This is a genomic window from Desulfosporosinus cupriresistens (assembly GCF_001707885.1).
Classification (GTDB): Bacteria; Bacillota; Desulfitobacteriia; order Desulfitobacteriales; family Desulfitobacteriaceae; genus Desulfosporosinus.
Map to the genome: position 1 here is coordinate 1 of NZ_MASS01000088.1, position 10895 is coordinate 10895.

Here is a 10895-nt window from a genome sequence, read left to right on the forward strand (position 1 = left end):
AAGTGTTTAGGCGGATTCAATCACTTCATAAATTGAAAAAGTTAAACTATAAACAATGTATCCCTCAGACTTAGGTTTGAGGGATATTTTTTTGGGTAGTCAGAGCAGAGGATATGTACTTCAGGCGGCTGAGTATTTAACCGGGTGGAAGAACTATAGATAGAAAGTTGTGTCTCGGGTTTTGCGTGGGACGGTTAAACGTGAAGGGTCTGAGTTTGGAACGATTTTAATCTAAACACATAACATGAATTAAATGGTTCATTTGATTTCACATTCATTTTGAAGAACGACTTTCCTTATAACTAATATTGTGGAGTTGAAATAAGCCTATAAGGGGGGAAAATCCAAGTGAAAAAAGCTGTCGTATTCTTTACTTCAAGCGATTTCTCAGTTGCACTAGCTTTAGCAAATCAACTCGGTTGGGTCGCAATGTTCTGCCGTTACGGTATGTTAAAGGTTCATCCTAAAGCAATGGCAGCAGAGCAAGTATTTACAGTGGGAGGTCCGAGACTTGGACATCCAAATGAGGTTTATGTATCAGATTTTGATGCTCTCGGTTTCCATGAGGGTGAGGTATAAATATTCATTTAGGGTTTAGAATCGACAGAATATTTATGACTTCGATACATAAAAGAGGGATAACTTTTGTTATCCCTCTTTTGAGCGTCATATTAAATTCTAGTGCCGCTTTTTAGGTGCTCTTCCGCAAATTGAATCATCCGCTTGGTCATTTGGCCACCTACAGAACCATTTTCACGACTTGTGCGATCACCGCCGAGTTGAAGACCCATTTCGCTAGCTACCTCATACTTGAATTGATCCAATTGCTGTGAAGCCCCTTGAGCTGCTGGTGTATTAGTGTTTCTTTCTCCTGACATGATAGTTACCTCCTCTATTGTTGTGATAAAGTTTCTCTTTGGAAATGTTCGTTGAACTTATTTTATCCAGATAAGGATCTTTAACACTGGTAATTTTTTAACAAAATGGTACAGTTATCATGCACGGTTATACGAACCTAGGTCTTCATTAATAGTTGACTTTGTCAATTAAGTGTTGATATAATTACCTCCAATTTATGTTAGCAAGCTAATATTGAGGAGGTTCATCTTGAATTCCAGATTTGCGCAGTTAATACATATTATTAGAAGATTCAATCGGTTCTATACCAATATACTAGGGTTACTAGACAAGCATATGCTGGATAGTGAATTTTCACTTGCAGAAGTCCGAGTTTTATACGATATTGGACATATGGAGATTTGCACCGCTAAAAGGTTAATCGAAGAGCTAAGAATTGACCCAGGCTATCTAAGTAGAATTATAAAACGTTTTGAGAAGGCAAATCTTATATTCAGAGTACAGTCTCCAGAGGATGGACGTTTGCACTACCTTTATTTGACAGAGAAAGGAAAGGATACCCTTTCGAAACTGGACGACTTATCCAATGGTCAAATCTATCAGATGATCAGTAGCCTACCAGAACAGGATCAAGTGAGCGTAGTGGAGAGCATGAGAACCATTGAAAATGCTCTTTTAAGAAAACCCATGCTTGCTCGTGAAAAGGTTACAATCCGATACGATCTGAGGCCGGGAGATGTAGGTTATTTAATTCACTTACATGGTTGGATTTATGCTCAGGAATGTGGATATAACCATGCGTTTGAAGGTTATGTCTGCAAGACCTTCTATAATTTTTTTGAACATTATAGTTCGGAAAAGGACAGGTTATGGTTTGCAGAAGTGAAGGGGAAAATGATTGGTGCCATAGCTATCGTCGGACATTCAGCGATACAGGCTCAGTTAAGATGGTTCATCCTCCATCCTGTATTCAGAGGGGACGGCCTTGGAACAAAGTTGCTAAGTGAAGCGATAAAATACTGCAAGGAGAAAGGATATCACCAGGTATTTCTGGAGACTACAGAAGACCAAGAAACTGCCATAAAAATGTACATAAAAGCTGGCTTTATGAAAGTCAGGGAGCAAGAAAACAAGGCGTGGGGCAAAGATCTAGTTGAACAGACCTATGAATTAAATTTGACATAATTCCCTCTTATCACGGGGAGGGTATGGGGTTTGTTAGGAATAGGAGGAATATGGTGAACGGAAAATTTAAAATCATAACTGCCATGCTCATCTTTGGAAGTATTGGGGCTTTCGTTAAGAATATTAATCTCTCCTCAAGTGAAATAGCCTTACTGAGGGGAGTTATAGGCAGCTTATTCCTGATTTGTGTCATTCTTTTTGGTAGGAGAAAGCCTTCTTTTAAATCCCTGAAACAGAATTTAGTGCTTCTGATATTATCAGGTTCTGCGATTGGATTTAATTGGATACTTTTGTTCCAGTCGTATAAGTACACGACGATATCCAATGCTACTTTAAGTTATTATTTCGCGCCAATATTTGTAATTATTTTGGCGCCCTTAGTTCTTAAAGAAAAACTGACCCCTGTGAAGGTAGGGTGTATTGTTACGGCAATGATTGGCTTATTTTTGGTTGTTAACATCGGAGTTGGTGGAACAAGTAGCTCGCATAATAACATTGTCGGTATACTATATGGTCTTTCAGCGGCCGTGCTCTATGCCAGTGTGATTCTAATGAATAAATTTTTAAGAAATTTGGAAGGTTTTGAAACAACTTTAGTTCAATTAATAGTAGCTGCTATAGTGCTTTCACCTTATGTTTTTATAAAAGACCATATGGATTTTTCAGGTTTGAACTCACCTGCTTCTATTATTAATATTTTAATACTGGGTATTATTCATACTGGTATTGCCTACTTTTTATATTTCACATCGGTCAAAGAACTTAATGGACAGACTATAGCTGTTTTAAGCTATATCGACCCAATCTCGGCAGTGATCATTGCAGCGGTGTTTCTGGGAGAGACCATGAGCTTTATGCAAATGATAGGCGGAGGTCTCATCCTTTGTGCTACTTTTTTGAGTGAGAGATTGGGACGTGCGGATTTAAAGCAATGCTCAGATAGGGGCAGATATTCTGGATAGCTTAGGAGTTTCATAGCAGTTAGTTGCGTATTTTTGGAAGCAATTTGCGATCTACTGCAGCCAACAATTATGGCACGTATTATTGACGAAGGTGTGAAAAATAGTCAGGTCGAAACTGTAATTAAACTAGGTCTGTTAATGCTTATGATAACAGCCTTCGGGGCGTGCTTCGCAGCTACCCGGAATATCGTATCAAGCAAGGTATCTCAAAGCTTTGGTGCGGATTTTGGGGCAATGCGAATGCCTCAAAAGAGGAGGTCATTCAAGCGGCTAGAGCAGCACAAGCTGATGAATTTATTCGAAATATACCTGATCAATATGGCAGTATTATTGGCCAGAGCGGGGTAAACCTTTCGGGTGGTCAAAAGCAACGTATTTCAGGGACAGAGGTCTACAATTCGTGATGCAGATAAAATAATGGTCATAGGTGGTGGGGAGATATTGGAGAGTGGGACTCATGATCAGCTCATGAAGAATCAAGGCGCTTATTACAAAATGGTTATAAGTCAGATCAGTTGAGGCTAAACATTTCGATGTTGAGTATGTTTCTTAGCCATGGTAGTAATAATTATCAGCACAATAAATAATCCTGACACTGCGCCACAGATTGAAATGCCCATACCAGCTCCGAGTTTTTCCATAATGCTACCGGCAAATAGGTTTCCTATGGGGGTAGACCCTAAAAATGCGAACGAATAAACGCTCATTACCCTGCCGCGGAATTGTTCGCTGGAATTAATTTGGAGTGTTGAATTTGCGGTTGTCATAAATAAAATATTAAAGAATCCGATAATCGTAAATGTAATAGCGGCTAAGGATAAGCTGTGAATTGGTTCAACTACCACAAGTAGCGCTGAAACAATGAAGGCGCTGCCAAAAAGTAGCGACATTTTAGGGTTTCCTTTAGCCCAGGAGGCTACCAGAAGCGCTCCGACAAACGAACCAGCACCGGTAGCAGATAAGAGAAAACCATAGCCTTTTACTCCTTGGTTCAGGACTTCAGAGGCATATAAAGGGATAATAATATTAAAATTCATAACAAATGTACCCACTGCCAACGTACATAAGACGGCACTAAGTAGGGAAGGAGACTGCCTGATATACTTTAAGCCTTCAAATATCTCGGCAAATATCTTCTTCTGAATTTTTATAGTTGCGTGGGGCTTCGTCTTAATTGAATAGAGGCCAAAAATTACGGGAATGAAGCTAATTCCATTTAGGAAAAACAGAGGTCCTGCACCATACTTGTCCATTAAAACTGCGGCAATTGCTGGGCCGATCATTCTGGCTACATTAAAGATGGCCGAGTTAAGACCGATGGCACTCCTGAGGTCTTTTCTCTCGACTAATTCCGGTATGAAAGATTGCCTGGTGGGCTGATCAAGCGTGTTAACAAGACCCAGGAGCACAGCCAGGATAAGTACATTCCAATAGGTGACATGCCCAGACCAAACCAGGAAAGACAAAATGAATGCTTGGAGCATTAGGCTTATTTGGGTAAGAATAATTAGGTTTTTCTTAGGGTAGCGATCAATAAATACTCCTGCAAACAGGGATAAGAACATGACTGGACCAAATTGGGCAACACCAAGCAAACCCAATAGAAGCGCAGATTTAGTCAATGTATATACTAGCCATTGTTGAGCAGTAGCCTGTATCCAGGTGCCAATCATGGAAATGCATTGGCCGAACCAATAGTAGCGAAAATTACGCTGGGTTAAGGCAGGGTATGTCTCTTTTAGCTTAGTTATGATCATTTACATACATCTCACTTCTAAAGTACTTTAGTTTTGGTCAAATGTCTAAGACTTTACGTTTGCAAGCAGAGTTGATTCCACATTCTGAATCAACGTTTGCTCCTACACAGTGAGGCTAACGAATCTGACCCGAGCATCTAGGGTATTGGAAACTCGTCGAATTATTCCGGATTTTTCAAGGCGATCAGATTATTTATTTAGTTAATCAAAATAATTTTAGGTTGTCAAGTTACTTAGATGAGTGACAAATAGAATTGAAAGCGAGGTAAGGTGTTTGTTAGAATCAATAAAAAACTATATTCCCTACAATGAGCAAGAAACGAAGGATAAGGAAGTAATTATGTATTGCACTGAAATATTTGAGGATGTTTTAACGAGGAATAATAAGGTTGCTCATTTTACCAGCTCGGCATTTGTAGTTAACCGAGCTAGAGATCGAGTACTCATGATACATCATAATATTTATAATTCTTGGTCTTGGATAGGGGGCCATGCCGATGGAGAAGGAGATTTGTTGGCGGTTGCCCTAAAAGAATTAAAAGAGGAAACTGGAGTGAAGAATATTTCCCCGGTTTCTTCAGATATTTTTTCCTTGGACGTACTTACAGTATTAGGTCATATAAAAAGAGGAAGCTATGTATCCCCACATTTGCATCTATCGATTGCTTATTTAATTGAAGGAGATGAAAACGATTTACTGAGGGTTAAAGACGATGAAAATAGTGGTGTTCAGTGGATTCCAATTGAAGAAATCAATATCTATAGTACTGAACCTCATATGCATAGGGTCTATGAGAAGTTAATAGCAAAATTAAGTGAACTCTAATACTATTGTTAATTGAGGCAATTAAGCAATTGACAGCAGTGACCGACAATCATGCTAATGACGTGTCAGAAATTGCCCGCAGTTTGGCAAGTATAGCGTACCAGGTGGAACCTTGTTGTAAAGTTAAGAATGGAATTTAGTGAATGTGGTATAATATATCTCTCTCAGTTGAGATGAAGAGGAATGAAACTTAAGTATTTTATCGCGGTGCGCTATTACTGCAGGGATTCCGAAGGTAAATGTCGAATGGCAATCCAATAATTGGTTTATATCAAATTAATGAGAGCGGGTGAGGCCTATGCCAGAAGAACAAAAAGAATCCATGTATGGATTAACCTTTGATCAACTAGTGGCATGGCTTATGGAATATGGACATAAAAAGTCTAGGGCATCACAGGTTTGGGATTGGCTCTATAGGAAGCGGGTAAGGTATTTCTCGGAAATGATTGATGTCAATAAGGAGTGTCTTCTATTATTAGCAGATCATTTTGTTATTCAATCGTTAAGCGAACACTCTAAGCAAGAATCTGCGGATGGAACAATTAAGTTTTTGTTTAGGTTAAAGGATGACAATTTGATTGAAACGGTATTGATGAGACATAAATTCGGGTTATCGGTTTGTGTCACTACCCAAGTAGGCTGTAACATGGGCTGTAGTTTTTGTGCAAGTGGGTTATTAACAAAAATTCGTGATTTATCCAGTGGCGAGATCGTGGAACAAATTATGAAGGTCCAACATCATTTGGATGAAGCGAAACTAGAGGAAAGAGTGAGTCACGTTGTAGTGATGGGGATTGGTGAACCATTTGATAATTTTAAAAACGTAGCAGAGGCTTTACGGATTATTAAACATCATAAAGGCCTAGCCATTGCTGGAAAACGTATTACCGTGTCGACGAGCGGGCTTGCAGATGGAATTTATAAATTCACCGATAATAGTTTGCAGGTAAATCTAGCGATCTCATTACATGCGCCAACAAACGAGCTCCGAACGCAGATAATGAAAATAAACCGAGCTTTCCCCATAGAGGAACTGATGCAAGCGGTTGATTACTATTTAACAAAAACGAATCGCAGGATTACTTTGGAATATATTCTGTTAAAGAATCTGAATGATCGTAGGGAGCATGCCCTTCAACTTGCTGCCCTAATTGAGGATAAGCGACATCTTACAAATGTTAACTTAATTCCATATAATCCGGTGGATGAACATAATCAGTATCAAAGAAGTGAACATGAGTCGATGTTAGCGTTTTATGATACGCTGAAAAAACAAGGTATTAATTGTAGTATTCGTCTTGAACATGGGACAGATATTGATGCCGCTTGTGGGCAGTTAAGAAGTAAACAACTCAGGTCATTGATCCCATGATGAATCGATTTACTAATTTTAAATTCAACCAATCTAAATTGGAGGGACAGGATGATAGAGAAGATACTCGTTACTGGTCGTTTATTTGATGTTATGCAGAGCCTTTTAGCGAGCAAACTAGATAAAGAAATACGCTTTTTATCTGAAGACAGAGTTTCAGAGTCTGACCTAAAATGGGCAGATGCTTTCGTTTCTTTTAGACCAACAGCTAACTTTCAGTTTGAGAATATAAAATGGGTGCATTCGCTTGGAGCTGGTGTCGACTCCTTTCTATACAATAGAGCTTGGAAAAGAGACGTGATATTATCACGTACTATTTGCTCTTTTGGGCAAAAAATTAGTGAATATTGCTTGAGTTATGTTCTTAAAGACTTGCAGCTACATGATGTGTTTCAAAAATCAAAAGAGACTAAAGTCATGAAGACTTTCGAACCTCTAGCCATTTCTAATCAGAAGATTGTCATTTTTGGAACTGGATCTATAGGTCAAGAAGTTGCAAGGCATTTCAGGTTCTTTAGAGCTCATGTAATGGGAGTCTCGCTCAGTGGATTACAAAAAGAGCCTTTCAACCAAGTTGTGCCTATACACAAAGTAAGCGGCATTCTACAAGACGCTCATTGGGTGATAAATACTCTTCCCTTGACACTTAAAACGAATAAATTATTTACTTATGATCTATTTAAACATCTCAATAAGGCCTGCTTTATCAATGTGGGTCGAGGTGCATCGGTTGACGAGTATTCCTTACTTACAGCACTAGATAATAAAAATTTGCGTTTGGCAGTATTGGATGTATTTGAGAACGAACCATTAGCACACGATTCTCCCTTATGGGAGCGCCCGGAAATAATAATCACGCCGCACATTTCAGCTGTAACTTCACCTGAGGAGGCGGTTAATTGTTTTTTGGACACTCACAAAAATGTGGATCAGGAAAGGTTTCCATTAATTAATCAAGTCGAAATTGATAAAGGTTATTAAGGTTCTCTAATTCAACAAGTGGTTAGTACTGGAAAAGATAGAAGCTAACATAAAAGGAGCGGTAATGATGGAATGGGTAAAAATACAGACTCTTTATGATTCTGAAAAGAAAGCGCTTAATATCGCAAATATTGTCGCAACTACAGAAGGAAGGTTAGCCAATCAACAACATGGTCCCCAATATGAAGTTGAAACCCGCATAGAACAGGTAGGCGAAAAATGGCAGGTGTTTTGGCGCAAAGTTTTTGTAGGCAATAAAACGGGCTGTGGTGGAGGATGTGCATCTTGCAGTGACAATTTGCCCAAAAAAAATAAAGGCAAGGTGTTGCCTTTTAGAAAACCTTCCGTATAAGATCATCTTCGATGTTAATGGATGGATTGATTCGTCGTTACTACTTAGCTGCCTTGATCAGAAGAAGTGACCCTTGGCAGCCAGTTTTTTGGCGGATCAAAGAAAAGGTTGTGTGCATAGAAAAAGACTATAAACCACACTATATACTAAACAGACAACTGTTTTTAGTATAACCGGAGGTGTAGACCTGTGCGGAAATGGGAAGAATTAACCGAAGATGAGAAAATGATAATTACAACGATGCAAAGGCAGGAAATAGGACCTGATGAGCTCCTCCAAAGGATGCGCAATTCTGGGAGAATGGATGAACAAGCTCTTGCAGGTTTAAGAAAAGCTCTTGATGATGTAAGAGATTTTCTCGTTCACTAAAAATTGAAATGATTAATTTCATCAATTGTTTATTTAACCTTTATAACTTAACCTAACTTTTAAAACCCCAGGTGAATTTTACCTAGGGTTTTAAACTTTTTTAAATTCATATCAGGAGACCCCCCTTAAAAAAAATAATAGGCACGTATATGTTTTATTAGGTGCGGAAAAGTCTAAACAACAATGTCAGCAAGTCACTCACTTAAGAGTAAAGAATAGAGATAATAAAAATTGAAATTAGAGACCATGTTTAGAAGAAAGAAGCGAAGTTACTGCTATGAGAATTGCATTAATAACTAAACCGATTGTCGAATCAGCAACTCAAGAGCCATTGATAGTCAAACCTTTCAAGCAAGACTCTGTACTTTACGCAGAAACGAGAGGTATTAGCGTAGTCCCATATCAGGTTACTTACGCGGCAGTTAATAAAGTTAAATTTTATCTTGATTTCAGTACCGTAGTAGACCCGAAAATCGTTAGTAACTTAGAGAATGTAGCAGAATCTACTATTTCTAAGCTCAAAGCTTCCTTACACATCCCGAAGGAAATTATTAAAGATGTAACGTATGATATTAATAAAGTGGACTGTGTTGTCTATTTCGAAATTATCCTCAGCCCATGTTCGGCACAAACTTCTTTTATTGAACTCGTGAATTATTTAACGAATGAGTGCTTATAGTCACCCATCCCCAGACAAAACAATTTATAATCAACTATTTGGTAATAAAAGGGTGTCCGCGTATTGGAAACCCTCAGATCTTGTGATGTATGGTTGTCCATCTTCTTTGTTTTATGGTAATATAGGCCTAGATACTCTTCTTGAGTTTTCGAATGGACAACTCTGAGTCATACTAATCTGAGTTATACTAAGTTGAAATCAATTTAAGTAAGGGGGATTATTATGCCCAAACAACTATATAGAGTTCTATGGTCCTTGGCCATTTTCTTCATTATTGTGACGGTTATCACTTTTACTTTTGGTCTTATTCTTGTAGGAGCAGCGATTGTTAGCTTATTTGGAATTTATCGTTATTACCTAGGGAGAAAGAGGTCAAGAAGCTTTAGGGAGTCGCCAAAAAGGTATTTCTCTGGTGAAATTATCGATATACAAGCAGAAACAATTCCACAAGCAACTAACGATAGATTTTGAAAATCAGAAAAAGAGTTATTGGTAATACCACGTTTCATTATTTAGAGAACGGAACAATTGGCTCAGGACGTAGGGCGGGAAATTGTTCTTAGAGGATGAAAGTAAAAGTACTAAACTTGATTATGATCAGACAGTTAAAGAGGTCTTAGATATTGCTTGGAGCCGAATAAGATAATCATGAGTAAATAAGCCATGGGCACTTTATAATGGAGTGCCCTTTGATTTTGTTAAGCCTAATGATTAATAAAATATTTAACATATTATAAGATAGTGATATAATGATTCTAAGAGGGGGTGAAAGTGATGAGAATGCTGGCTGAATTCTTTCCTGAATTTGCAGAGAAATTAGATGATCTCGATGCGCTATATAAAGAAAAAAGAATGATAGATGAAAAAACATATCAGTTTATTTGTTTCGCCCTTTCGATTAAAGGTCGCTCAAAACCGTGTGCCTTGAAACATTTCAAAGGTGCCCTGGAAGCTGGTGCGACTGTAGAGGAATTAACTTATATCTTGGCACTCACCATGCGAGAAGCAGCGGGAGCCGATGACTGTTGGACTCATGATGTAATTGGTGATTGGCAAGAGATCATAGCTGGAAATATCAAATGTGATTGTGAAAAGTAAGGAGATTCGTCCAAATGGAGATTAAAGTCTTGGGAACTGGTTGTAAAAAATGTAAGCAGTTAGAGGAATTAGTAAAGGAAGTCGTCAAGGAAACTAAGACTGAGGCCGTAGTCATTAAAGTAACGGATATTCAAGAGATTGCGAAAGCCGGAATAATGCTTACACCGGGACTAATGATTGATGGAAAAGTCAAATCAACTGGAAAAGTTCCTTCTAAAGCAGATCTGGTGAAGCTGATTACAGAAAGTGCATTAAAATAGTAGTAAATCACACTTCATTTTCTGTTTCGGCAAGAACGTTTGCAAAATAACTAGTAAAGGTATCTAAATACGAGAAGATAGAGTCTGCATTAAATTTAATGTAGGCTCTATCTTTGTATCGTGAACTAGATCTTTAACTCTGGTAAAACCTAATTAATCATGAGTTCAAAATTATTAATACTTTTTAAGATAGTAA

15 protein-coding genes are annotated in these 10895 nt (G+C 38.2%); 13 read left to right on the forward strand and 2 right to left on the reverse strand.

Annotated features, from left to right (window positions below; translation table 11 throughout):
- The first annotated feature begins 348 nt into the window (after window positions 1-348).
- Complete coding sequence (locus DSBG_RS20415; protein WP_068966706.1) at window positions 349-579, forward strand: hypothetical protein; 231 nt, start codon at window positions 349-351, stop codon at window positions 577-579.
- Between the two features lie 92 nt (window positions 580-671).
- Here DSBG_RS20415 and DSBG_RS20420 read toward each other — a convergent pair whose 3' ends face one another.
- The gene (locus DSBG_RS20420) at window positions 672-878 is read right to left on the reverse strand and encodes an alpha/beta-type small acid-soluble spore protein (protein ID WP_009622266.1); all 207 of its coding nucleotides are present in this window, start codon (window positions 876-878) and stop codon (window positions 672-674) included.
- 229 nt (window positions 879-1107) lie between these two features.
- Between DSBG_RS20420 and DSBG_RS20425 the strand changes: the two genes are divergently transcribed.
- The 3 genes from DSBG_RS20425 to DSBG_RS23325 all read left to right on the forward strand — a co-directional run bounded on the left by DSBG_RS20425 (window position 1108) and on the right by DSBG_RS23325 (window position 3409).
- A complete protein-coding gene (locus DSBG_RS20425) occupies window positions 1108-2043 on the forward strand; it encodes a bifunctional helix-turn-helix transcriptional regulator/GNAT family N-acetyltransferase (protein ID WP_068966708.1) in 936 nt (311 codons plus the stop codon).
- A 50-nt stretch (window positions 2044-2093) separates the two neighbouring features.
- A complete protein-coding gene (locus DSBG_RS20430; RefSeq protein ID WP_348980991.1) occupies window positions 2094-3005 on the forward strand; it encodes a DMT family transporter in 912 nt (303 codons plus the stop codon).
- Between the two features lie 164 nt (window positions 3006-3169).
- On the forward strand, window positions 3170-3409 hold the full coding sequence (locus DSBG_RS23325; RefSeq protein ID WP_176716343.1) for a hypothetical protein: 240 nt from the start codon (window positions 3170-3172) through the stop codon (window positions 3407-3409).
- Window positions 3410-3526: 117 nt separating this feature from the next.
- Here DSBG_RS23325 and DSBG_RS20440 read toward each other — a convergent pair whose 3' ends face one another.
- Window positions 3527-4762: an MFS transporter gene (locus DSBG_RS20440; RefSeq protein WP_068966714.1), complete on the reverse strand. Its 1236-nt coding sequence runs from the start codon at window positions 4760-4762 to the stop codon at window positions 3527-3529.
- Window positions 4763-5036: 274 nt separating this feature from the next.
- Between DSBG_RS20440 and DSBG_RS20445 the strand changes: the two genes are divergently transcribed.
- From DSBG_RS20445 to DSBG_RS20485, 9 genes are all read left to right on the forward strand, one after another.
- Window positions 5037-5588, forward strand: a complete 552-nt coding sequence (locus DSBG_RS20445) for an NUDIX hydrolase (protein ID WP_068966716.1) — start codon at window positions 5037-5039, stop codon at window positions 5586-5588.
- A 298-nt stretch (window positions 5589-5886) separates the two neighbouring features.
- The gene (gene rlmN / locus DSBG_RS20450) at window positions 5887-6960 is read left to right on the forward strand and encodes a dual-specificity RNA methyltransferase RlmN (RefSeq protein ID WP_068966718.1); all 1074 of its coding nucleotides are present in this window, start codon (window positions 5887-5889) and stop codon (window positions 6958-6960) included.
- 51 nt (window positions 6961-7011) lie between these two features.
- Window positions 7012-7941: a D-2-hydroxyacid dehydrogenase gene (locus tag DSBG_RS20455; RefSeq protein ID WP_068966720.1), complete on the forward strand. Its 930-nt coding sequence runs from the start codon at window positions 7012-7014 to the stop codon at window positions 7939-7941.
- 64 nt (window positions 7942-8005) lie between these two features.
- The gene (locus tag DSBG_RS20460) at window positions 8006-8293 is read left to right on the forward strand and encodes a hypothetical protein (protein ID WP_242877786.1); all 288 of its coding nucleotides are present in this window, start codon (window positions 8006-8008) and stop codon (window positions 8291-8293) included.
- A 189-nt stretch (window positions 8294-8482) separates the two neighbouring features.
- Entirely contained in the window at window positions 8483-8662 is a 180-nt protein-coding gene (locus DSBG_RS20465) for a hypothetical protein (RefSeq protein ID WP_068966725.1), read from the forward strand.
- Window positions 8663-8939: 277 nt separating this feature from the next.
- On the forward strand, window positions 8940-9341 hold the full coding sequence (locus DSBG_RS20470) for a hypothetical protein (protein WP_083237004.1): 402 nt from the start codon (window positions 8940-8942) through the stop codon (window positions 9339-9341).
- A gap of 222 nt (window positions 9342-9563) precedes the next feature.
- Complete coding sequence (locus DSBG_RS20475; protein ID WP_068966727.1) at window positions 9564-9812, forward strand: hypothetical protein; 249 nt, start codon at window positions 9564-9566, stop codon at window positions 9810-9812.
- A gap of 303 nt (window positions 9813-10115) precedes the next feature.
- A complete protein-coding gene (locus DSBG_RS20480; protein ID WP_068966729.1) occupies window positions 10116-10439 on the forward strand; it encodes a carboxymuconolactone decarboxylase family protein in 324 nt (107 codons plus the stop codon).
- Between the two features lie 14 nt (window positions 10440-10453).
- Complete coding sequence (locus DSBG_RS20485; RefSeq protein WP_068966731.1) at window positions 10454-10699, forward strand: thioredoxin family protein; 246 nt, start codon at window positions 10454-10456, stop codon at window positions 10697-10699.
- The last annotated feature ends 196 nt before the right edge of the window (window positions 10700-10895 follow it).

Bases quoted from the DNA above. Each gene is read 5' to 3' on its own strand.
- DSBG_RS20420 (WP_009622266.1), bottom strand. From the start codon at position 878: ATGTCAGGAGAAAGAAACACTAATACACCAGCAGCTCAAGGGGCTTCA.
- DSBG_RS20430 (WP_348980991.1), top strand. From the start codon at position 2,094: ATGGTGAACGGAAAATTTAAAATCATAACTGCCATGCTCATCTTTGGA.
- DSBG_RS20440 (WP_068966714.1), bottom strand. From the start codon at position 4,762: ATGATCATAACTAAGCTAAAAGAGACATACCCTGCCTTAACCCAGCGT.
- rlmN (WP_068966718.1), top strand. From the start codon at position 5,887: ATGCCAGAAGAACAAAAAGAATCCATGTATGGATTAACCTTTGATCAA.
- DSBG_RS20455 (WP_068966720.1), top strand. From the start codon at position 7,012: ATGATAGAGAAGATACTCGTTACTGGTCGTTTATTTGATGTTATGCAG.
- DSBG_RS20460 (WP_242877786.1), top strand. From the start codon at position 8,006: ATGATGGAATGGGTAAAAATACAGACTCTTTATGATTCTGAAAAGAAA.
- DSBG_RS20470 (WP_083237004.1), top strand. From the start codon at position 8,940: ATGAGAATTGCATTAATAACTAAACCGATTGTCGAATCAGCAACTCAA.
- DSBG_RS20475 (WP_068966727.1), top strand. From the start codon at position 9,564: ATGCCCAAACAACTATATAGAGTTCTATGGTCCTTGGCCATTTTCTTC.
- DSBG_RS20480 (WP_068966729.1), top strand. From the start codon at position 10,116: ATGAGAATGCTGGCTGAATTCTTTCCTGAATTTGCAGAGAAATTAGAT.
- DSBG_RS20485 (WP_068966731.1), top strand. From the start codon at position 10,454: ATGGAGATTAAAGTCTTGGGAACTGGTTGTAAAAAATGTAAGCAGTTA.